Origin of the sequence: Saccharomonospora xinjiangensis XJ-54 (assembly GCF_000258175.1) — a bacterium.
GTDB lineage: Bacteria > Actinomycetota > Actinomycetes > Mycobacteriales > Pseudonocardiaceae > Saccharomonospora > Saccharomonospora xinjiangensis.
This window is the reverse complement of sequence record NZ_JH636049.1, coordinates 4,366,508-4,388,252: the sequence shown is the minus strand read 5'-3', so window position 1 is coordinate 4,388,252 and position 21,745 is coordinate 4,366,508. Positions and strand designations below refer to the sequence as shown.

Annotated in this window: 20 protein-coding genes; 8 read left to right on the top strand and 12 right to left on the bottom strand. The window is 69.8% G+C overall.

Features of this window, described 5'->3' with window-relative positions:
* Positions 1 to 2 precede the first annotated feature (2 nt).
* The 6 genes from SACXIDRAFT_RS19900 (at position 3) to SACXIDRAFT_RS19875 (ending at position 8,489) form a co-directional block, all read left to right on the top strand.
* A complete protein-coding gene (locus SACXIDRAFT_RS19900) occupies positions 3 to 1,382 on the top strand; it encodes a KamA family radical SAM protein (protein WP_006240480.1) in 1,380 nt (459 codons plus the stop codon).
* A 113-nt stretch (positions 1,383 to 1,495) separates the two neighbouring features.
* Positions 1,496 to 4,099: an ABC transporter permease gene (locus tag SACXIDRAFT_RS19895; RefSeq protein WP_050986963.1), complete on the top strand. Its 2,604-nt coding sequence runs from the start codon at positions 1,496 to 1,498 to the stop codon at positions 4,097 to 4,099.
* Positions 4,092 to 4,817 carry an ABC transporter ATP-binding protein gene (locus SACXIDRAFT_RS19890; RefSeq protein WP_006240478.1) on the top strand — a complete coding sequence of 242 codons (726 nt, stop codon included), beginning with the start codon at positions 4,092 to 4,094 and terminating at the stop codon, positions 4,815 to 4,817. The genes SACXIDRAFT_RS19895 and SACXIDRAFT_RS19890 overlap by 8 nt, the downstream gene beginning before the upstream one ends.
* The gene (locus tag SACXIDRAFT_RS19885) at positions 4,814 to 5,521 is read left to right on the top strand and encodes an ABC transporter ATP-binding protein (RefSeq protein WP_006240477.1); all 708 of its coding nucleotides are present in this window, start codon (positions 4,814 to 4,816) and stop codon (positions 5,519 to 5,521) included. The genes SACXIDRAFT_RS19890 and SACXIDRAFT_RS19885 overlap by 4 nt, the downstream gene beginning before the upstream one ends.
* A 314-nt stretch (positions 5,522 to 5,835) precedes the next feature.
* On the top strand, positions 5,836 to 6,468 hold the full coding sequence (locus SACXIDRAFT_RS19880) for a class I SAM-dependent methyltransferase (protein ID WP_006240476.1): 633 nt from the start codon (positions 5,836 to 5,838) through the stop codon (positions 6,466 to 6,468).
* A gap of 593 nt (positions 6,469 to 7,061) precedes the next feature.
* Entirely contained in the window at positions 7,062 to 8,489 is a 1,428-nt protein-coding gene (locus SACXIDRAFT_RS19875) for a S8 family peptidase (protein ID WP_006240475.1), read from the top strand.
* A 64-nt stretch (positions 8,490 to 8,553) separates the two neighbouring features.
* On the opposite strand, the gene SACXIDRAFT_RS19870 is transcribed toward SACXIDRAFT_RS19875, so the two are convergent.
* The 4 genes from SACXIDRAFT_RS19870 to SACXIDRAFT_RS19860 all read right to left on the bottom strand — a co-directional run bounded on the left by SACXIDRAFT_RS19870 (position 8,554) and on the right by SACXIDRAFT_RS19860 (position 11,676).
* On the bottom strand, positions 8,554 to 9,975 hold the full coding sequence (locus tag SACXIDRAFT_RS19870; RefSeq protein ID WP_006240474.1) for an alanine/glycine:cation symporter family protein: 1,422 nt from the start codon (positions 9,973 to 9,975) through the stop codon (positions 8,554 to 8,556).
* 107 nt (positions 9,976 to 10,082) lie between these two features.
* Positions 10,083 to 10,214 (bottom strand): hypothetical protein, encoded by a 132-nt coding sequence (locus SACXIDRAFT_RS23735; RefSeq protein WP_269731621.1) that lies wholly within the window; start codon positions 10,212 to 10,214, stop codon positions 10,083 to 10,085.
* Between the two features lie 18 nt (positions 10,215 to 10,232).
* Positions 10,233 to 10,700, bottom strand: coding sequence for a HEAT repeat domain-containing protein (locus SACXIDRAFT_RS19865; RefSeq protein WP_040922293.1), 468 nt, complete (start codon positions 10,698 to 10,700; stop codon positions 10,233 to 10,235).
* A gap of 283 nt (positions 10,701 to 10,983) precedes the next feature.
* Positions 10,984 to 11,676 (bottom strand): HAD family hydrolase, encoded by a 693-nt coding sequence (locus tag SACXIDRAFT_RS19860; RefSeq protein WP_006240472.1) that lies wholly within the window; start codon positions 11,674 to 11,676, stop codon positions 10,984 to 10,986.
* Positions 11,677 to 11,786: 110 nt separating this feature from the next.
* On the opposite strand from SACXIDRAFT_RS19860, the gene SACXIDRAFT_RS19855 reads away from it, so the two are divergent.
* A complete protein-coding gene (locus tag SACXIDRAFT_RS19855; protein WP_006240471.1) occupies positions 11,787 to 12,851 on the top strand; it encodes a GDSL-type esterase/lipase family protein in 1,065 nt (354 codons plus the stop codon).
* A gap of 10 nt (positions 12,852 to 12,861) precedes the next feature.
* Here the strand turns inward: SACXIDRAFT_RS19855 and SACXIDRAFT_RS19850 are convergent, their stop codons facing one another.
* The 4 genes from SACXIDRAFT_RS19850 to SACXIDRAFT_RS19835 form a co-directional block, all read right to left on the bottom strand.
* Positions 12,862 to 13,161: a hypothetical protein gene (locus SACXIDRAFT_RS19850; RefSeq protein WP_006240470.1), complete on the bottom strand. Its 300-nt coding sequence runs from the start codon at positions 13,159 to 13,161 to the stop codon at positions 12,862 to 12,864.
* Positions 13,148 to 13,390 (bottom strand): hypothetical protein, encoded by a 243-nt coding sequence (locus tag SACXIDRAFT_RS19845; RefSeq protein ID WP_040922292.1) that lies wholly within the window; start codon positions 13,388 to 13,390, stop codon positions 13,148 to 13,150. Before SACXIDRAFT_RS19845 ends, SACXIDRAFT_RS19850 begins: the two co-directional genes overlap by 14 nt.
* Before the next feature lie 172 nt (positions 13,391 to 13,562).
* On the bottom strand, positions 13,563 to 14,018 hold the full coding sequence (locus tag SACXIDRAFT_RS19840) for an Lrp/AsnC family transcriptional regulator (protein WP_006240468.1): 456 nt from the start codon (positions 14,016 to 14,018) through the stop codon (positions 13,563 to 13,565).
* Positions 14,008 to 15,159 carry a M24 family metallopeptidase gene (locus SACXIDRAFT_RS19835; protein WP_006240467.1) on the bottom strand — a complete coding sequence of 384 codons (1,152 nt, stop codon included), beginning with the start codon at positions 15,157 to 15,159 and terminating at the stop codon, positions 14,008 to 14,010. The genes SACXIDRAFT_RS19840 and SACXIDRAFT_RS19835 overlap by 11 nt, the downstream gene beginning before the upstream one ends.
* A gap of 64 nt (positions 15,160 to 15,223) precedes the next feature.
* On the opposite strand from SACXIDRAFT_RS19835, the gene SACXIDRAFT_RS19830 reads away from it, so the two are divergent.
* Positions 15,224 to 16,198, top strand: a complete 975-nt coding sequence (locus SACXIDRAFT_RS19830) for a 5'-3' exonuclease (protein WP_006240466.1) — start codon at positions 15,224 to 15,226, stop codon at positions 16,196 to 16,198.
* A 104-nt stretch (positions 16,199 to 16,302) separates the two neighbouring features.
* Here the strand turns inward: SACXIDRAFT_RS19830 and SACXIDRAFT_RS19825 are convergent, their stop codons facing one another.
* The 4 genes from SACXIDRAFT_RS19825 to SACXIDRAFT_RS19810 all read right to left on the bottom strand — a co-directional run bounded on the left by SACXIDRAFT_RS19825 (position 16,303) and on the right by SACXIDRAFT_RS19810 (position 21,734).
* Positions 16,303 to 16,731, bottom strand: a complete 429-nt coding sequence (locus tag SACXIDRAFT_RS19825; protein ID WP_040922291.1) for a DUF4333 domain-containing protein — start codon at positions 16,729 to 16,731, stop codon at positions 16,303 to 16,305.
* A 46-nt stretch (positions 16,732 to 16,777) separates the two neighbouring features.
* The gene (locus SACXIDRAFT_RS19820; RefSeq protein ID WP_006240464.1) at positions 16,778 to 17,971 is read right to left on the bottom strand and encodes a GNAT family N-acetyltransferase; all 1,194 of its coding nucleotides are present in this window, start codon (positions 17,969 to 17,971) and stop codon (positions 16,778 to 16,780) included.
* 49 nt (positions 17,972 to 18,020) lie between these two features.
* Positions 18,021 to 18,770 carry a DUF4333 domain-containing protein gene (locus tag SACXIDRAFT_RS19815; protein ID WP_006240463.1) on the bottom strand — a complete coding sequence of 250 codons (750 nt, stop codon included), beginning with the start codon at positions 18,768 to 18,770 and terminating at the stop codon, positions 18,021 to 18,023.
* A gap of 180 nt (positions 18,771 to 18,950) precedes the next feature.
* Entirely contained in the window at positions 18,951 to 21,734 is a 2,784-nt protein-coding gene (locus tag SACXIDRAFT_RS19810; RefSeq protein ID WP_040922814.1) for a DEAD/DEAH box helicase, read from the bottom strand.
* Between the last annotated feature and the right edge of the window lie 11 nt (positions 21,735 to 21,745).

Below are 21,745 nucleotides of genomic sequence, written 5' to 3'. Positions count from 1 at the left end.
AAGTGACTGCCACCCAGGAACCTGCTACCGAACTCGCGGAACAGCCCTACACGTATCGGCGCGTCGAGTTGGTCGAACCCGACTGGCGGCGCTTCCCGGGCTGGCGCGACGTGACGGAGGCCGAGTGGCGCGATGCGCAGTGGCAGCGCGTCCACTGCGTACGCAACGTCAAGCAGCTCCGCGCCGTCATGGGCGACCTGCTTCAGGACCGGTTCTACGACGACCTCGTCGCCGACCAGCAAGAGATGGCGACGATGTCGATGTTGTTGCCGCCGCAGATGCTCAACACCATGGCACCCCACGCGGGCACCGACCCCGGCAAGATCACCGACGCCTTCTACACCGACCCGATCCGGCGCTACATGATGCCCGTGCGCAGTGATCGCCACCCGGACTGGCCGAGCCATCCACACGCCGAGCGCGACTCACTGCACGAGGCGGAGATGTGGGTCGTCGAGGGGCTGACCCACCGCTACCCCACCAAGGTGCTCGCCGAGTTGCTGTCCACGTGCCCCCAGTACTGCGGACACTGCACGCGCATGGACCTCGTCGGCAACTCGACGCCCCAGATCGACAAACACAAGCTCTCGCTCAAGCCGGTGGACCGGCAGGACGCGATGATCGACTACTTGAAGCGCACGCCGGGTGTGCGTGACGTGGTGGTCTCCGGCGGTGACGTGGCCAACGTGCCATGGCACCAACTGGAGGCGTTCCTCATGCGACTGCTCGACATCGAGACCGTTCGCGACATCAGGCTGGCCACCAAGGCACTCGCCGGGCTGCCGCAGCACTGGCTTCAGCCCAAGGTCGTGGAGGGCCTCGCCCGCGTGGCTGGCACCGCGCGCCGTCGCGGGGTGAACCTCGCGATCCACACCCACGTCAACCACGCGCAGTCGGTGACCCCGCTCGTCGCGGAGGCTGCCCGTGCGGCCCTGGAGGTGGGGGTGCGCGACGTGCGCAACCAGGGCGTGTTGATGCGGGGCGTCAACGACACACCGGCCGATCTGCTCGACCTGTGCTTCGCGTTGCAGGGCGAGGCGAACATCCTGCCGTACTACTTCTACCTGTGCGACATGATCCCCAACTCCGAGCACTGGCGGCTCGCGGTCTGGGAGGCACAGGAGCTTCAGCACGCCATCATGGGTTACCTGCCCGGCTACGCGACGCCGCGGATCATCTGCGACGTGCCGTACGTGGGCAAGCGGTGGGTGCACCAGATCGCGGAGTACGACCGCGAACGCGGTGTCTCGTACTGGACGAAGAACTACCGCACCGGCATCGAACTCGACGACCCCGAGGCGCTGCGCCGCCGCTACCCCTACTACGACCCGGTGTCCACGCTGCCGGAGTCAGGGCAGCAGTGGTGGAGGGAGAACAGCTGAGTCCGGGCACGCGCGTGCGGGAAGCGCAGGCACGCGTGCGGGAAGTGCGGACACGCGCGGCGGGCGTCGCCGGCAGCGTTCGACGGTGATCGACATGGCGGTTAACATACGGCATGTCCGCATGGCGAAGATCACCGTCGCGCCCGCTGCCCCGGCTGCCGTGGACCACGGCGCCGCGAGCGGCACTGTCCAGTCCGCTCACGCTGGCGGCGGCCGTGATCACCACGCTGCTGTCCTGCTTCCTCGCCATGGGGGCGGTGCTGCACGCCTCGGCCTCGGGTGGCTCCACACTCGACTACCAGGCCGCGACGGTGTGCCCCGACTCGTACGGGCCGGTGATCAGCAAGCCCGGTGTCGATCCCGCCCAGGTGCGGCCGATCACCGAAACCGTGGAGCGGCACGCCGCCGCCCACGGTTTCGGTACGCCCACGGTCAGCCTGTTCAGCAAGCTCGTTCCTGACGTCGGGTTCGGCGACGGTAAGAGCGGCGAGACCTTCACCGTCCGCCTCGCCTACCGCGACGGCGGCACCGGCCACCTCGCGCTCGAACAGGGAAGCGCCACCCCCGGATTCTGGGCGGGCCGCAACCTGACCGGCTACGCGGGACTGGAACCCGGCGACCGCGCCACCGGAGCCGGAACCGGCCGTTTCCAGGTCACCGGCGTCTACACCGACCTGTACAACCCCGCGCCACGCTGGTGGTGCTCGGTGCAGGACCTCGCCGTGCAGAACCGGCTGGTGGACCACATCGCGACCGGCTCGGTGCTGTTCGCCACCGACCGTGCCTCCTTCGACGAGGCCACCCGCGACCACGCGGGCCTCGAACGCCTCACGATCACGTTCCCCACGCCGCCGCCCGCGACGCTGGCCGAGGCCGAGGACAACCTCCGCCGTGCGCAGGCGCTTCTCGCGGACGTCCGCCAGGACCTGTCGGACACGGGTCTCGGCGACGCGCTGCTGTCCGTCCCCTTCGCCCGCTCGACCGAACTCGCCCAGCAGGCGCAGGGGACGGTGGCCTGGTCCATCCTGCCGCTGGCCGCGCTGTCCGTCGGCGTCGGCCTCGCCGGCACCGCCACGGTCGGGCTCCAGTGGTATCACCGCAGGAGGGCCCAGGTGCGGCTGCACTCCGCCCGAGGCCACGGTTCTCTCGCGGTGGGCCTGCTGGCCGCGGCCGAACTCGGTCTCGCCGTGACGGCAGGCGGGGTGGCCGGTGCGCTCCTCGCGAGGCTGACTCTCCCCCTGTACGCGCCACCGGGCCGATTCGGTGCGGGCACCGAACTCGCGGGTGCCGCTGCGGCCGCCGGGGTGCTGCTGGTCTCACTCGTGGTGCTGGTGGCCGTGGTGGCCGTGCGCACGCATCGGGAGTTCGCTCTCGGGCTCACCGCGCCCCGCAGGCGCAAGCGGTTGCTCGCCTTCCTGCCGTGGGAACTGCTCACGGCAGGGGTCGCCCTGCTGGGCTGGTCGCGCCTGCCCCGCTACGGCGATATCGCGGCAAGCGACCCGGTTCCCGAGACCCACCCGCTCGCGTTGATCTACCCGGTCGCCGTGGTGCTCACCGTCGGCATCGTGACCGCACGGCTGGCCTGGTGGGCTCTCGTCTCCTCGCATCGTCTGCGCTGGTGGTCCCGCCCCGCCGTGCAATGGGCGGTGCGCAGACTCGCTCACGGCCGCGCTCCGGCGACCGGAGTCCTCGTCGTCGCCGTTCTCGCCGTCGGCACGCTGGCCGTCGGCTCGTCCATCGCGGCGGGTCAGCAGACAGCGCTGGCCACGAAGTCGGGCATCTTCGTCGGCGCGCAATCCCGGACCGACGTCGAGAACGCGGTCGGCAGGGGCGAGACCGCGCTGCCGGAGCAGGTGCGCTCGACGAGCACGGTGGTCGGGACATTCGACGCGGGCGAGGCTGGCACGGTTCTGGTGATCGACCCCGAGACGTTCGCCGAAGCCGCCTACGTCGAGCACCTGCCGAGAGAGGAACTGGACCGGCTGCTCGATCGCCTCGGCACCACATCGGACGGCACCGTCGCGGCGATCCGCGTCGGCGCCGCGGCCGAGACCGCCACCACCTCGCTGGGAGAGGTGCGGGCGGCCGGAGCGATCGACGTGGCACCGATGCTCGGGGCCAAACGCGGTTACCTCGTGTCGCGCACCGCGCTCGACCCCGAGCGGATTGATCAGGTGCCACAGTGGGCCGTGCTGTCCACGCTGCCGGTCGAGCAGGTCGGCGCCGCCTTGAGGGAGGCAGCCGTCGTCCACATGAACGCGGTTGACCGCGACACCGCCCTCGACGCGCTGCCGTTCTACGTGGTCGAGTGGACGTTCTCCTTCGTCACGCTCCTCGGAGTGATCCTCGGCGTGGCCGCCGCGCTCTCGCTCCTGATCGCCGTGGAGGTGCGGCGGCGGCAGAACACGCTGTCCGGCGCGCTCGCCATGCGGATGGGCCTGCGGCCACGCTCCCTGTGGGCGAGCCACCTCACCGAACTCGGCGCGGTGGCGTTGACAGCGGTGTCCGTCGGGCTCGTCTGCGGCCTCACCGTGGCCGCCGTGTCGGTGCCCCGCTTCGACCCGGCCCGCTGGCTGCCGCCGTCGTCGGAGCTGCCCGCGCTGACGCCGCTCGTCGCGACGGTGGCGGGGTGCGGCACTGCCGTGGTCGCCGTCGCCTGCTGGATCGCGGTGCGTTCGGTGCGCACCGCCCACATCGCGGAGTTGCTGCGTGACTGACACCTCGATCTACGAACTCGACGCCGTCGGCGTGGACTACCCACTCCCCGCAGGGCGGGACAAGGCAGGGCAGGAGGCCGTGACGGGGCTGCGGGACATCAACCTGACGATCCCCTCCTCGGGATTGACCGTCCTCGCCGGACCGTCGGGTTCTGGGAAGTCCACGCTGCTGCGGGTGCTCTCCCTGTTCCAGACACCGACGCGCGGGCGGGTGTCGTTCCGGGGAACGCCGGTCGGCGCCTCACCACGCCTGCGCAGGAGCCTGCGCCGGGAGTCGATCAGCCTGGTGTTCCAGACCCCGATCGAGAACCTGATCCCTCACCTGTCCGTCGCCGACAACCTGCACGCCGCGGCGCAGTCGGCGAACCGGCGTTGCGACCCGGAAGCGCTGCTGGACCGGCTCGGGCTCGGTGGCGCCGGACGGCTGCGGATCGCGACCCTATCGGGAGGTCAGCAGCAACGCCTGGCGTTCGCCTGCGCTCTCGCGAGGGACACTCCGGTGGTGCTGGCCGACGAGCCGACCTCACAGCTCGACGACACCTCGGCGGGACATGTGCTCGACGCGATCGAAGTCCTGCGATCCGAGGGGGTGGCCGTCGTCGCGGCCTCCCATGACGCACGGCTGATCGAACGCGGCACCCGGGTCATCCGGCTTCACCGGGGACAGCTGCGAACAGAGCCGCGGACAGAGCCCCGGACAGAGGAGGATTCACGATGACACTCGGACGCACGGAACCGGAGGTCCGGCCCTCGCCACGGCGAGCGCCCGCGCTGCGCGCCGTGGGGTTGCGGCGCCGCTTCCGCACGGCAGAGTCCGAGGTCGAGATCCTCAAGGGCGCGGACCTGGTCGCGGAGGCGGGCGAGATCGTCACCGTCACCGGCCGCTCTGGCTCGGGCAAGACGACACTGCTGGCGCTGCTGTCCGGGTTCGACACGCCGGACGACGGCACCGTGACCTTCCACGGCGCACCGGCCGGGGGAATCCCGTGGTGGGTGTGCGCGGTGCTGCCGCAGGCACTCGGGCTGGCGGAGGAACTCACCTGCGCCGAGAACGTCGCGTTGCCGCTGCGTCTGCGGCCCCAGCCCCTGCCACAGCCGGTGGACGACATCGACGAGACAGTGGCGGACGTGCTCACGGCGGTGGGCGTGGCCGAACTGGCCGACCGCTACCCCGCCGAGCTGTCCTTCGGCCAGCAGCAGCGCGTCGCACTGGCGCGTGCCGTGGCCCCACGCCCCTCGGTGCTGCTGGTGGACGAGCCGACGGCACACCTGGATGCCGCCTCCACTGACGCCGTGCTCGCGCTGCTGCGGCGCGTTGCCGACGAGGGTGCGGCGGTGGTGGCCGTCACCCACGACCCGGCCGTTCGCGACGTCGCCGACCGCAGGCTGACCCTCGACGGTGGGGTCCTCGTCGCAGACTGATCCCACGCTCGAACCCAGCCCGCGCACCCGCCTCGCCTGCCCGCGGGGCCGAGCCGGGACCGGCGTCCCGGACGCCCTGATGCCGCTTTGCCGGCGACGGTCAGGTCGCGGTGGCGACGATCGGTGTTGCCCGAACCCAGTCCGGGGATGGCCCGCAGAAGGAAGGCAGGCTCGCACCGGGAGCCCGGCCCGGCTCCAGAGAACCCCAGCCGTCCCGTCGAGGCCGGTGCGATGTGCGCCAGAAGGTTGACCTCCAGCGTGGTGGAGATTAGAGGCTGGATACGCCAGCGCGCTCACCGAGGGACGGGAAACACATGGACGAGTCAGTGGCGAGGGACCAGTTCGACACCGCATACCGGACCGAGTCCGGCGGCTGGGTGATCGGTGAGCCGCAGCCCACGATCATCGACCTTGAACGCTCCGGGTTCGTCCGCGGTCGCGTGCTCGACGCCGGATGCGGCACAGGCGAACACACCATCCACCTCACCCGCCTCGGCTACGACGTGCTGGGGATCGACTTCTCCGAGCCTGCCGTCGATCTGGCTCGGCGCAACGCCGAGCGGCACGGCGTGTCTGCGCGCTTCCAGGTGGCGGACATGCTGGAACCCATCCACACGGACTATTTCGACACCGTGGTGGACAGTGCGCTGTTTCACGTGTTCGCCCCGGCCGACGCCGCACGGTACGCGCGAGCACTGCACCGGGTCTGCCGTCCGGGTGCGTGGGTGCACGTGCTCGCCCTCGCGCTCACCGACGAGCCGGGCTTCGGTCCCAGGATCAGCGACACCGCGATCCGGGAGGCATTCACCGGAGGATGGCAACTGGACAGCCTCGACCGGTCGCACTACCGCGCGGTCGCCCGCGGGGAGGCGGCCACACGGCTCGGAGTTGATTCCGGTGACACCGTGGACCTGCCCGCTTGGCTGGCCCGATTCCGCCGGGAGTGACCACGGCCCGTTTCCGCGGCGCCGATTGACAGCTGGGACGACGATCCCGACGGGTCTCGCCCGGTTTCTCGCCTCGCCGATCGGCTGGGACTCCCTCGCGGTGACGGCCGTCTCCAACCTCGCGTGAGATCCCGTCACGACGAGGACGCCTCAGAGCTACCCGGCGGCAGCGCCTGGCGAAGGACCTTGGATTGCCGCCCGCGCAGGAGATGCGCATATCACTCGATGGCCAGGCACATCCCAGGCACCCGAGCCTGCGCAGAGCACTGCGCTCCACGGAGGTCTCAGCGCTCGGGGATCACATCGCGGCCGATTCCCCTCAACAGCGACTCCGGCCCATTTTTGTCCGAAGTGGACTTCCTTTGGCCGGCAAGCGAATGCTCGCCAGCGGTACTCCTCTGCTGATCGTCCGCTGTGGGGCGGCTGCCTCGGCAGGAGCGGTCGGGCCAGCGGCCGCGTTCGTCTCCCGGATCTGCCGATAGGCCGTTCGGCCTACGACTTTCGACGGCAGGCAACCGGCCCGGTTTTGTCTAGAGTCCACCGGACTTCATGAGAGTTCGAACAACGCTGTTCGACACCGAGCCGGAGGTTGCATGTCCCGCTTCAGATCCCTGCTGCTGCCCACCGCGCTGGCGGTCGGCCTCGGCAGTGTGCTGGCCACTCCCGTGGCGACCGCCGCGCAGGCCATCCCCGCCACGACGGCGGAGTGCGACACGACGAGCACACCGTACAACTACGTGGTGCTGTACCAGCCGCAAACTCCACAGGCCGAGGTCGATGCCGAACTGGCGGCGAAGTGCGGCAGCCGGGTCGCCTACTACCCGGAGATCGGCGTCGCCGTGGCTGGCTCTCGTGACGCCGGATTCGCCGACAGGATGGGCGTTCACCGCGCCTACTCCGGTTCCCGCGAGGTCGCCCACCCCGCCACCTCCGAAGCCGCGGCCATGCGTGCGCAGGCCAGGGCGGAGGCGGAGAACGAGGAGACCGTCGAGGTGGTCTCCACGGCGGATCTCTCCACGCACCAGTGGGACATGCGCATGATCAAGGCACCGCAGGCCAACGCGATCGACGAAGGCAGCCACTCGGTCACGGTGGGTGTGCTGGATTCCGGTATCGAGCCCACTCACCCCGCACTGGCTCACGCGCTCGACCCCGCGGCCTCCGCGGGCTGCAACACCGGCGCTCCCGACACCGATCCCGCCGCGTGGGCCCCGACGACGTCCGACCACGGAACCCACGTGGCCGGCACGATCGCGGGCAAGGACACCGAGCGCGGTTTCACCGGAGTCGCCCCCGGCGTGCGGATGGCATCGGTGAAGGTCGTGAACGACGACGGCTACATCTTCCCCGAGGCCGCCGTCTGCGGTTTCATGTGGGCCGCCGAGCACGGCTTCGAGGTGACCAACAACAGCTATTACATCGACCCCGGCATGTTCTACTGCCCTGGGCGCCCCGGTGACGCCGCGGCCTTCGAAGCCGTGCGGCGCGCCGTGGCCTACTCGCAGGAGAAGGGTGTGCTCAACGTCGCCGCGGCGGGCAACAGCGGCTTCGACCTGGCGAACCCGCCGGAGACCGACCCCAACCGGCAGCACCCGGTGGACTCCACCTGCGCCATCCTGCCGAAGGGACTCGACGGCGTCGTGACCGTCTCGGCCGTCGGCTACGAGGGCACCAAGTCGTCGTACAGCAACTACGGTACCGGCGAGGTTGACGTGACCGCCCCTGGCGGCGACCGTGCTCAGCTTCCGCCTGGCGCGACGTCGGGTTGCGTTCTGTCCAGTGTGTTCGGCGGGCAGTACGGCACCAAGTGCGGTACGTCCATGGCCGCCCCACACGCGGCAGGGGTGGCCGCGCTGATCGCGGGCGAACGTCCCGGTATGTCGCCGCAGGCCGTGTCGGCCCTGCTGCGTGCCAAGGCGGAGCGCGTGCCCTGCGGTGACGCCGCCGCGTGCACCGGGCCTGCCGCGAAGAACTCGTTCTACGGCCACGGGCTCGTGGACGCGCTGGCCGCCGTGAGGTGATGTGATGCCGTCGCCGTGCGGGAGGGCGGATTCCCCTCCCGCACGGCCGCAGAACCCGCCCCGCTCAGTTCACGGTGTCACGGCGGCCACGACGCAGGACGTCCGTCCCGTGCAGGGTGGGTTCGAGCGGCTGGTTCAGCAGGTCGGGATCGGCCGCGAGGTACTGTTTGGTCTCCCTGGCGATCAGCCCGGCACACAGGACGAGCCCGATGAGGTTGGGCAGCGCCATCAGGCCGTTCATCACGTCGGAGAAGGTCCACACCAGACTGAGTTCGGTGGTCGCGCCGACGAGGATCACCACGGTGAACACCAGCCGGTAAGGCAGGACGCCCCTGACCCCGACGAGCCGCTCCACGCACCTCTCGCCGTAGTACGCCCATCCCAGCATGGTCGAGAAGGCGAAGAACACCACGCTCACGGTCACGACGTAGTGGCCCCAGTCGCCGGGCAACCCTCGTGTGAAGGCTTCCGCCGTCATCTCCGCGCCCTCGATTCCCGACTTCCAGGTCCCGGTCGTGACGATGACCAGGCCGGTCATCGTCACGACGATGATGGTGTCGATGAAGGTCTGTGTCATCGACACCAGGGCCTGGCGCACCGGGTGCCGGGTCTGCGCCGCGGCTGCCGCGATGGCCGCCGAGCCGAGGCCGGACTCGTTGGAGAAGATCCCCCTGGCGACGCCGTACTGCAACGCGATGATGAAGACGGAACCGAGGAAGCCACCCGTGGCCGCGGTGCCGGTGAACGCGTCCGTGAAGATCATGCCCAGCGCGGCGGGGACATCGGTGACGTTGAGCAGGAGCACGGCCAGCGCACCCAGCACGTACACAATGATCATGAAGGGCACGAACGCGGCGGTGACCTTGCCGATCCACCTGATCCCACCGATCAGGACGGCACCGGCGCCGAGGGTGACGACGACGCCCACCGCCCAGGTCGGCACCCCGAAGGAGCTTTCGAGCGAGACGGCGACCGTGTTGGACTGGGTCATGTTGCCGATGCCGAAGCTCGCCAGCACCGCGAACACCGCGAACGCGATACTGAGTGCGAGCCCGAACCGGTTCGGGATCGCCTTCGCCAGGTAGTACTGCGGGCCACCGGAGATGTCACCCCTGGCGTCCTTGGTGCGGAACCGCACCGCGAGGAACGCCTCCGAGTACTTCGACGCCATACCCACCAGTGCCGTGACCCACATCCAGAACAGCGCGCCTGGGCCACCCCAGTAGATCGCCGTGGCGACACCGGCGATGTTGCCGACACCGACGGTGGCGGCGAGGGCCGTGGTGAGTGCCTGGTAATGGGAGATGTCGCCGTCCGCGCCCTCGTCTTTGCGGTGGAACAGCGCGAGCCTCAGCGCAGGAACGAGCTTGAGGAACTGAACCCCGCCCAGCCGGACCGTCAGGTACAGGCCCGTGCCCAGCAACAGCGGGATGAGCAGGAACGGCCCCCACACCACGCTGCTGACCTCAGCGAGGAACTCCTCCATATCGACTCCTTTGCCTGCTCGGTGAGCGAGATCGAAAGAGAATAGGACGGAGGAGCTCGCCGGTCACCGGAATTGTGAGCCACGACCCGAGCGGCCGTCCGCGACGGTCAGAAGTGGTCGAGCAGCTGCCCGAACCGCTCCAGCGTCACAAGGCGGTACTTGGCGGGGATCGAAGTCGGCGTGCGCCTGCTCCCGGTGCGGTGGAGGCTCGTGAGCGCTCCGGTCGGCAGGATGGCCACGGCGCGAGAAACGGATCGTCACATCTCACCGATTCCGACCTGCGCGAAGACGTCGAGCAGCTCCGTGGCTTCTTCGCGAACCTTCGAGTCCGGGTCACTCGTTGCGGCGTCACGCAGTACCGGAATGTACTCGGAAGCCGGGGAGTAGGACATCGCGTGAACGGCCGCCGAACGCACGCCGACGTTCGAGTCACCCAGCGCCTCCCGGATTCTTCGATGAACGTCCGCGTCGTGCGCAGGGGGCGCTCCGAGTGCTGCCAGCAGCAGAGCCCGGCTTCGCTCCTCGGAACCGTGGGCCGCGATGTCGAAGGCATTCAGCAACTCCGCACGCGTGTACACGGCAATCCCGGCGACCGCGTGCCGCGTCATGGAAAGGCACAGCTCGGAGTACTGCGCCTCGACGAAGAAGCAGGAACCTCCGGTCGCACCGTCCCGGAAGAACCGGAGGCGAGCCCCTCCGGTGATCTCCCATTCGACTGATCGCACGTCTCCGGATTCCGGATCCTCCGGTATGTCGAGAACTTTCGGCCAGCCGTATGCGCGCGCGTACTCCCCAACCTCCCGCTCCGGTGAGTCACTTCGAACGACGAATCGAGGGGACAGATAGGACACGTCGCTCCCGCCCTCCGTATTACGTCATTTCGCGAACCTGACCGGGAATGGAGATTCCAGCACCTCGGTAGCACACCGCTCCGGCCGCTCAGGGTACCCAGACGGACACCTCAGGTGACGAGGACCCTGCCACGACCCGAGCGGCCGTCCGCGACGGTCAGAAGTGGTCGAGCAGCTGCCCGAACCGCTCCAGCGTCACAAGGCGATCCGCCGCGGAATCGAGGTCGGCGTGTTCCAGCGCCCAGGTGTTGTCGTTGGGCACGTACACGGCCCCCATACCGGCGGCCAGCGCGGGCAGGATGTCGGAGGCCGGCGAATTACCGACCATCCAGGTGCTCTCGACGTCCAGTTGATACCGCTCCGCCAGCCACGAGTACGTCGCGGTGGTCTTCTCCCGCACCACGTGCACGGCCTCGAAATGCCCTCGCAGCCCGGAGTTGTCGATCTTGCGCCACTGGTCCACGGCGTCGCCCTTGGTCACCAGCACCAGCGGGTACTTCTCCTGAAGCGCCCCGAGTGTCTCGGCGACCTCCGGGATCATCTCGATGCGGCAGTCGAGCACCGCCTCGGCCAGCCGCCGCAGGTGAGCGTGCTCGGCGCCGGTGGCAGACCGCTGCTGAAGGTGTTCGAGGCAGTCGGCGAGGCTGCGGAGGAACACCGCCGCGCCCGCGCCGTGCCGCTCGGTGTTGGCGCGCTCGATCCCGGCGAGCACGCGTCGCACCGCCGCCGCGTCCAGCCCGGGCCGTGCCTGCCAGGCGCAGAAGTCGTCGGCGGCCCGCTCGAACACGACATTGCATTCCCAGAGCGTGTCGTCCGCGTCGAACAAGAGCACAGGTCGTCGGCCGAACACGAAGTCCCCCAGGGTCGCGGATCACAGGCGCGGGCCATGCTCGCACGCCGCCCGGCGCGGCGGCGAACCCTTTTCGCGTAGACTGACCGACCGTGCGCAGGTCTCGGTGGGTGCTCAGCGCTCTAGCTCTCGCGGCCGTCACCGTCCTCGTCGCCGTGTTCGTCCTCACCGGCCCCGATCCCGACTCCCCCGTCAAACCGCCAGGGCCTCCCGGGACCGGCCCCCTAACCGTGGTGTCGCTGGGCGACAGCACGCTGTCCGGTGAGGGGGCGGGCGACTACCTACCCGACACCGACGGCAAGGACGGCAATTGGTGCCACCGCTCGCCGCACGCGGCGGTGCATCAGATCAAACTCACCGGCGTTGTCGAATCGGTCAACCTCGCCTGCTCCGGCGCCCCGTCGGAGCACGTCGCGCTCGGCGACACCGAGCAGTGGACCGAACCGTCGCAGGCGGGAAGGCTTCGCGAGCTGCTCAACGATCACAGGGTGACGGCGGTCGTCGTCGCGATCGGTGCCAACGACGAACCGCACTTCTCCCGGCTGATCTCCGAGTGCTTCACCGCATGGTTCATGGAGAAGGACTCGCCGTGCAGCGCCGGGATCAAGCGTGACTGGCAGCACCGGCTCGACGCCATGGTGCCCAAGGTCGTGGCCGCACTCGAGGACGTCAAGCAAGTATTGAAGGACGCGGGCTACGAGCGCTCGGACTACGAGCTGGTCCTCCAGTCCTACGCCTCGCCCATCGGCCCCGGTATCCCCGAGCAGTGGCGCAACCTCAACGGCTGCCCGTTCCGGGTTGACGACCTGCGGTGGGTGGCGGAGACCGGCGCGGTGGAGCTGTCGGAGGCTCTACGCGGGGCTGCCAGGCAGGCGGACGTGCGGTTCCTCGACCTGTCCCGAGCCGGTGCGGGTCATGAGGCGTGCAGCGGCGGCGACGACGCCGGCGAGGAGTGGTTCACCCGGTTCACGGTGCGCTGGGACGATCTGGAACAGGCCGACCGCGCGAGCCACGTCCTCCAGGAATCGTTCCACCCGAACGCCGAAGGCCACAAGCAGATGGCACGGTGCTTGAGCGAGTTCCTCGCCACCGACGACAGGGAGGCCGCCTGCCTGGAAGGCGTGGACGGCAACCTCCACGCAGCGCCGTCGGCGCAGTCACTCGCGGGAAGCTGAGGAAGCCGGTTCAGAGATCAAGGGCGGCGCGCAAGGCGCTGTCGATCTGTTCCTGGACCTCGCCGTCGATCTCGGCGACGCATTCCCGCAGCCACGGCCGGTACAGGCGGGTCACGTTGACGGTGGAGATCCAGTAGTGGCCGTCAACAGCGACCCCGAGGATGTCGTGCGGGTCGCGGTCCAAGAGTTCCGTACCCAGCAGCCACGGCCGGTCGGAGTCGTTGACGCCGTCGGAGGACAGCAGCAGCATCCGGCGTGCGCGGGCCTGTTCGGATGGCGGGTAGTAGGTCCAGACCTCACCCCTGCGCACGCAGGTCCTCCCGCGCGGCGGCCAGCTCGGCCTCGTCCCGCAGCGCCACCTGCTCGGCGGTCCTGAGTTCGTCGCGAGGGTCCGCCGCGTGGAAGCCGATGCGGACCGCCTCACGCCGGGCTGCCCTGGACAACCACGCCGACACCGAGACACCACGAGCCTTCGCCGCTTTCTCGGCGAACGCCAGCACACCGTCGTCGAGCGACACCGTCACCTTCCGCGTTGCCATGGGCGCCATGGTAACGCGGAAGGGTGCTGTGCCGGGGTGAGTCCGCGAAGCCGGTCGGGCAACACCCGACCTCAGGCGTGGTGGGGTGCACGAGGAGTGGACAGGTGCCGACACGCGTGCGGGAAGTGCAAGCACCCGTGCATAAGGTGCGGACACGCCGTGGGGCAGCTCGTCACAGCGTCGGCGAGCGGCCTTCGAACGGCGTGGAGAGCACCACGGTGGTGCGCGTGGACACCTTCGCCGATTCGCGGATGCGGCGGAGCAGATCCTCGAGCGCCAGCGGTGAGGCGACGCGCACGAGCAGCACGTACGACTCGTCACCCGCCACGGAGTAGCACGACTCGATCTCCGAGATGTGTTCCAGCCGCTGTGGGTAGTCGTCGGGCGCGGCCGGATCGTTGGGCGTCAACGAGATCAGCGCCGTCAGCGGCAGCCCGATCTGCTCCCCGTCGAGCCGGGCGGTGTAGCCACGGATGACGCCACGCTGCTCCAGCCTGCGCACCCGCTGGTGCACGGCCGAGACCGAAAGACCGACCCGCTCGGCCAAGTCCGTGAAGCTGCGGCGGCCGTCGGCCGCCAGCTCCCGCACGATCGCCTGGTCGAGCGGTTCCAGACCCCTAGGCGTCATCGTCGGGCAGCACGGTGAGGTCGTGCGGGCGCGTGTTCAGCGGCTCCACTCCGTCGGCGGTGACCACGACGATGTCCTCGATACGGGCGCCCCACTGCCCCGCCCGGTAGATGCCGGGCTCGATGCTGAACACCATGCCCGGCTGCAACGGCAGATCGTTGCCGCTCACGATGTAGGGGTCCTCGTGCACGTCGAGGCCGATGCCGTGGCCCGTGCGGTGAATGAACAGCTCGCCGAGCCCGGCCTCGGTGAGGATGTCGCGGGCCGCGGCGTCCACCTCGTGAGCGGTGACACCCGGCCGCACCGCTCGCACTGCGGTCTCCTGCGCGCGCTGGAGCACCGCGTACTCCTCGGCCACCTTCGGGTCGGGCTGCCCGAGCACGTAGGTGCGCGTGGAGTCCGAGTTGTAGCCCTCGGGAATCGGCCCGCCGATGTCCACGACGACCACGTCGCCCTTCTCGATCACGCGGTCGGACACGTCGTGATGAGGGCTCGCGCCGTTCGGGCCGGAGCCCACGATCACGAAGTCGGCGTGCGTGTGCCCCTCCTCGACGATGGCCTCGGCGATGTCGGCGCCCACCTCGGCCTCGGTCCGGCCTGGCCGCAGCCACTCACCGATGCGCGCGTGCACCCTGTCGATGGCTTCGGCCGCGCGGCGCAGTGCGGCGAGTTCGGCCGCGTCCTTGCACATGCGCAGGTGCCGCAGCACCGGGCCGGCGAGCGTCTGCTCGGCGCCGGCCATCGCATCCCGCAACCGCAGCACGTGGAGGGCTGCCATCGTGTCGCTCACAGCCACGCGACCGGGATTACCGAGGCGGTCGGCCACGATCCGGTACGGGTCCTCGCCATCAACCCACGTCACCACCTCGACCCCGAGTTCGCCGGTGGGCACGTCGGCGAACCCGGGCGCCTCCAGCGCGGGAACCACCAGGGTGGGAGCGGCGTCCGTGGCTGGAACCAGCAGCACGGAGAGGCGCTCGAACGAACCGCCTGCCTGACCGATCACATAGCGCAGGTCGGAGCCGGGTCCGATCAGGAGTGCGTCCGTCGCCGCGTCCGCCGTGGCGCTGCGGGCGCGATCGATTCGCGCGCGGAGGGTGGCGGCATCGGGAGCGGGGAAATGCAGAGAACGACGCGACATGGCCGTGAGCCTAGCCCTGCGGCAGGCGTGGCGCCCGCACGGCACACCCACCGATGTCATCACGATGTGGCAGGCTGGTCGCGTGACTGCCCCGCTGGTGCTGCTCGACGCCGCGAGCCTCTATTTCCGTTCGTTCTTCGCGCTGCCCGAGTCGATGACCGCGCCGGACGGCACGCCGGTGAACGCCGTGCGAGGATTCGCCGACACCGTGGCGCGTGTGCTCACCGACCGCCGTCCCGCGCGCCTCGTCGCCTGCCTCGACGCCGACTGGCGGCCCGAGTTCAGGGTGCGCGCGCTGCCCAGCTACAAGGCGCATCGCGTGGCGGCCGAGGCGCAGGGTGCGGGTGAACCAGACGTCGAGGAGGTTCCCGACACCCTCACCCCTCAGGTGCCGATCATCCTCGACCTGCTGGACGCGGTCGGGATCGCCGTGGCCGAGGCGGAGGGCTACGAGGCCGACGACGTGATCGGCACTCTCGCGGCTCGCGAGCGGGAACGGCCGGTCGAGGTCGTCACCGGTGATCGCGACCTGTTCCAGCTCGTGCGGCACGAGCCGAGCCCGGTGTCCGTGATCTACGTGGGCAAGGGCTGGGCCAAGGCCGAGGTGCTGGGCCCTGAGGAGGTCGCCGCACGTTACGCGCTACCTGTGGAGGGCGCGGGAGCGGCCTACGCCGACATGTCGATGCTGCGGGGCGACCCCTCCGACGGTCTTCCTGGCGTTCCGGGGATCGGCGAGAAGACCGCGGCCAGACTCATCACGCGCTTCGGCTCGCTGGAGGGTCTGCTGATCGCCGCGCGCGACGGCCACCGCGACGTGCCGCCCAAGGCGCGGGTCACACTCGCCGAGGCGGCCGACTACCTCGCCGCCGCTCCCCTGGTGGTGCGGGTGGCCACCGACGCACCCGTGACGGGCTCACCCGACGATCACGTTCCGGCCACGCCCTCCGCCCCTCGGCGGGTGGCGGAGCTTGCCGAACGCTACAACCTGGGTGGCTCGGTCAACCGGCTGCTCGCCGCGCTGCCGGCTCAGAACTCCTGACCCGTCGGCATTCGACGGCCAAGCGGCAGCAAGGTGGTCCCCTGCCGTGCGTACCGAGCTTGCCCGGTGGCGGCCAGCCGACGCACAGGGCTGCCTGCCGTCGATCAGACCGGCGGGCCAACCTCGTAGCGGCCGTCGTCGTCGAGGATCTCGATCGGGATGCGCTTGCTCTCACCGTCGATGACGGCGGTGCAGTCGAACGTCGCGCCTTCCCGCACGGCGGGCCGCCGGGGGCACCGCACCTCCTCGACGTCGGAGACGCCGAAGCTGTCGGTGAGCACCGTGCGGACCGCCTTCTCCACCACATCGCCGTCGAGAGCCTTCGGCAGTGGCGTCAGCGAGGCAGGTACCCCGGCCGAGACGGAGACCGAGGACGGCGGCGCGGAGTTCCCGGAGTCCACCGTGTCCTCTGCCATGGTCGGCGCGGGTGCGTCCTCATCCGGTGCGGCGCCACCGCAGGCGGTCACGATCGCGGTCACACCCGCGAGTGCGGCGATCCTCCACAGCCCTGCGACTTCACCGGCAGCGCGCATCCGCACGACAGCACACTCCACACTCGACGTCGTCCGCCCCTACGGTCTAGAAGAACGTACCGCACCACGGCAGCGACGGCGTCCGCGCGCATTCGTCGAGTCGGGCCGCCGTGCCCGGCTCGCGCACCGTGATCCGCCCCGCGTCCACCAGCGTCGAAGGGCGCCACCCGCCCGAGTAGATCATCGAGAGCGTGTCAACGTCGAGGACAGCGTCCGGCTCTTCCTCTGTCCGCCGCACGCCGTCCGATCCGATGCGGTAGCGGCCGGTGTTGCGGTCGAGCACGGCGTCGGTGACCTCCAGCACGAGCGCCTCACCGCGCCAAGGCCGCGCGGCCAGTGCGGCCTCGACGTCCACCAGCCGAAGCCAGGTCTCGTCGAGCACCTCCTTCGTCGCGCACGCCCTCGGGTCGGTGAACAACAACTCCAGCGGCTCCTCCAGCCCCCGGTACGACAGCGTGATCCGCTCGACCAGATCCACGGACAACAGAAACCGCCACAGACCTGCGAACGCCGCAGCATCGGCGAAGTGCAGGTCCTCCACCAGCATCGTCCCGCCGGAGTCCGGGTCCCGATCCACCCGGTAGATGGCGAACCCGTCGGGCCCGTCAGGTCCATGGTGGACGACCGTGACCGCGGGCTTGTCCCAGTTCCGTACCTGCGCCAGGAAACCGGGCCACCACCGCTCGGTGCGGGTGATCATGCCGGGACGCAGCGGAAGGCTCGCGTACAGCTCGGGAAGGCGCCGCTCGGCCTCGTCGAGGGAAAGCAACTCGATCCGGCCTCCCTGCGGCACACTCAGGCGGAGCTGTGCTCGCCTCGTGTCCACAGTGCACTTCCGGTAGCGACTGGCGATGCCGTAGCCGTACCGGCCGTAGATCACGCCCTCTGTGGCGTAGAGGACGGCGGCCACGACACCACGGTCGGCGAATGTGGTGAGCTGGTGCCGCATCAACGCCGTGAGCACTCCCCGCCGGGTGCGGTCAGCTCGCACACCGACACCGGTGACAGCCGCCATCGGCACCCGCGCCCCACCTGGCACGACGAGTTCGGCGTCGGTCGAGCGCACGGTGCCGATCAGTTCGTCGTCGAACGCCCCCAGCGCACTGCCCGGTTGGTAGACACTATGGACACGCTCCCACCGCTCGTCGGTCGCGGGTCCAGTGTGGAGGGCCGCGCGGAAGAGAGTGTGTGCCGCGCGGAACTCGTCCTCGCGCAGCGCCCGAACCGAGACGTCATTCATGTACTGATCCTGAAGGGTAGGGACGGGGACGCACCAACGATTTTTCGCGTCAGCCCTTCGGCGCCGGCTTGTCAACGGTGTAGTGGCCGTCGTCGCTGGTGACTGTGATCTTCACGCTCTGCGGCGCGCCGCCGACGGTGACCTCGCACGTGAACGTGTTGTCCTTCTTGACTTCCTGGCCCGAGGGGCACGTCACGCCGTCCACGGTCAGCCCGTAGCTGTCCTGGAGAACCCGCTGGATGTCGCTTTCCATGCTGTTCTGGTCGAAGACGGTCGGATTGACCACGCCGGGCTTCCAGAACAGCACCACGGCCGCGCCCGCGAGCACCACGACGGCCACCGCGATGCCGATCCACAGTCCCTTACCTCCGGACTTGCCGGATTGTCCTGGCTGCTGGCCCGCGCCGTAGGGCTGCTGACCGTACGCGGAGGGCTGCCCGTAGCCGGGCTGCTGACCGTAACCGGCGGCCTGCTGGTCGTAGCCCTGCCCGTACGCGCCACCGTACTGCCCCTGCTGCGGAAACTGGCCTTGCTGCGGGTAGGCGGATTGCTGCTGGCCGTAGGCGCCGGACTGGTCGTACGGGTTCTGCGCGGGCTGCTGCCCGTACTGCGGCTGGGCTGGCTGGGCTGGCTGGCCAGCGCCCGCAGTGCCCGCAGCACCGGCACTGCCGTAGGAAGGCTGGCCATAGGCGGGTTGCTGGCCGTACCCGCCGGGCTGGGCGAACCCGCCGGACGCGGGGTCCGCTTGCGGTTGCTGACCCCACTGCGCGGGGTTGTTGCCTCCGTACGGCGCACTCATCGTGTTGCCTTTCCGCGTGTCACAGCCAACGTCGCACTCTCGCGGCAGTCCCGCTCCGCGGTTCTTCCGCCTGTGGAATCCAACCACACAAGGTACTCGGCCGACACGTCTGCCCGGCGGCTTCCTCAGCGTTTCCTCAGTGCTTCCCTGCCGCTTCCCTGCTGCTTCCCCGGTACGTCCTCAGACCTCTCCCGCGGCCACCACACCGCGCCGGAGCAGGCGGGACGCCTTGCCTGCCGCACCACCGACAGGGTGCTCCCTGCCCAGCACGTCCTTGATCTGGTCGAGCAGGTCAACGACCTGCCGCGACCAGCGAACGAAGTCGCCTGCCGACAGTTCCTGACCGTTGACCTCCGCCGCCGTCAGGACCTTCTCCAGCGTCTCCCCTCGCGCCCAGCGGTAGACGGGCCAGGCGAACCCGGCATCGGGCTCCCTCGTGCGGTCGAGCCGGTGCCTGCGCTCGTCCTCGACGAGGTCGGTCCACACCCGCACCGTCTCCTGCCACGCGGTCGAGACTGGCCCCGCGGGCAGCTTCGACTCGGTGGTAGCGTCCCGCCGCGCCTCGTACACGAGCGTGGAGACCACCGCGGCGAGTTCAGCGGGGGCCAGCCCGTGCCACAGCCGCTGGCGGATGCACTCGGCTGCCAGCAGGTCCGACTCGCTGTAGAGCCGGGCCAGCAGCCGGCCGTGTTCGGTGACCGCGTCCCCTTCGGTGTCGAGGAAACCGCGCTCGGACAGCAACCGGCGAATGCGGTCGAACGCGCGGGCCAGCGAATGCGTCGTCGCCGCGACCTTGCGCTTGAGCTGCTCGGTCTCGGCTTCGAGACGCTGGTAGCGCTCCACCCAGCGCAGGTTGGCCTCGCGGTCGGCCATCCCGTGCACCGGGTGGTTCCGCAACTGGCGTCGCAGGTCGGCGAGCTCGGGGTCGGAGTGGGCGTCGGAGCGCCATTTCGTCCGGCGCGGCGGGCGCAGGCCCAGGTTGCGCAGGGACGCCGCGACGTCACGGCGGGTCTTCGGCGAGCGCAGCTCGACGTGTTTGGGTAGCTTCAGCCTGCCCAGCGGCTCGACGGGGGCGGGGAAGTCGGACAGCGACAGCGGGCCCGCCCAGCGATCCTCCGTCACCACGACCGGCCTCGGTTCGTCGAACTGGTCCACTCCCGGATCGACCACCACGGCCAGCCCCGCACGCCGCCCCTGCGGCACCGCGATCACGTCGCCCTTGCGGAGCTTCTCCAGCGAGCCTGCCGTCTGCGCGCGCCGCGACGCCGTGTTCTGCCGCGCGAGCACCTTCTCCCGCTCGGACACCCGCTGCCGCAGAGTCAGATACGCCCGCAGCTCGGTGACGTCGCCGGTCACCGCGTCGGCGTAGCCGCGCAGCGCCTCCACGTTGCGGTCGATCCTGCGCGACAGCCCGACCACCGACCGGTCGGCCTGGAACTGCGCGAACGACCTCTCCAGCAGCTCGCGGGCCGCGGCCGACCCGAACCGGCCGACCAGGTTCACGGCCATGTTGTAGCCGGGCCGGAACGACGACCGCAGCGGATAGGTTCGGGTGGAGGCCAGCCCCGCGACCTGTCTCGGATCGACACCGGGCTGCCACACCACCACGGCGTGCCCCTCGACGTCGATTCCCCGTCTTCCCGCGCGTCCGGTGAGCTGCGTGTACTCGCCGGGAGTCAGATCGACGTGGGCTTCCCCGTTGTACTTCACGAGGCGTTCGAGCACGACGGTGCGCGCGGGCATGTTGATGCCCAGCGCGAGTGTCTCGGTCGCGAACACGACCTTGACGAGCCCACGGACGAACAACTCCTCCACGGTCTCCTTGAACGCGGGCAGCAGTCCGGCGTGATGGGCGGCGATGCCCTGTTCCAGCGCCTCCCGCCACTCCCAGTAACCGAGCACGGCGAGGTCGCTCTGCGGGAGCTCGGCGGTGCGCTCATCGACGATGCGGCGCACCTGCTCGATCTCCTCGGGGCCGTTGAGTCGCAACCTCGACCGCACACACTGGGCGACCGCCGCGTCGCAGCCCGCGCGGGAGAAGATGAAGACGATGGCCGGGAGCAGCCCGGCCGCGTCGAGCCGATCGACGATCTCGGTGCGCGACGGCGGGCGGTAACGCGGACCCCGGTACGGCGCGCCCCTGCGCCCCCTGCCACGCAGCCCGGCAGGCGCGTGCATCCGCGCCGTGTCCTCGACCTTGCGCAGCAACTGCGGGTTCAGCTTGGCCTCCCCCTTCTCGCCCTTCTCGCCCGTGCCCTCGGTGTCGATGCGCTCCCCCGCGAAGAGATCCAGCATGCGGCCACCGACGAACATGTGCTGCCACAGTGGAACGGGGCGGTGTTCGTCCACGACGACGTCTGTGTCGCCACGCACCTCCATCAGCCACTCACCGAACTCCTCGGCGTTGCTGACCGTGGCCGAGAGTCCCACCACGCGCACGTACGACGGCAGATGCAGGATGACCTCTTCCCACACCGCGCCGCGGAACCGGTCGGCCAGGTAGTGCACCTCGTCCATCACGACGTAGCCGAGGTCGTCGAGCGTGCTCGACTCCGCGTAGAGCATGTTGCGCAGCACCTCGGTGGTCATCACCACGATCTGCGCGCCACCGTTGATGGAGGTGTCACCGGTCAGCAGCCCGACGGCGTCGGGGCCGTAGCGATCGACGAGGTCGCCGTACTTCTGGTTGGACAGCGCCTTGATGGGCGTCGTGTAGAAGCACTTGCGGCCTTCAGCCAGCGCCAGGTGGACAGCGAATTCGCCGACGATCGTCTTGCCCGCGCCGGTCGGGGCGCACACCAGCACGCCGTGCCCGTCCTCGAGCGCCTCGCAGCCTCGGATCTGGAATTCGTCGAAGGTGAACGCCACATCGGACGCGAAGCGCGCGAGCTGTGGGTACCTTCCTCGGCGCCGTGCCGCCGCATACGCTTCGGCCGGACTCGGAGGTGTAGTGGAGGAGTCCACGATCGTCAGGG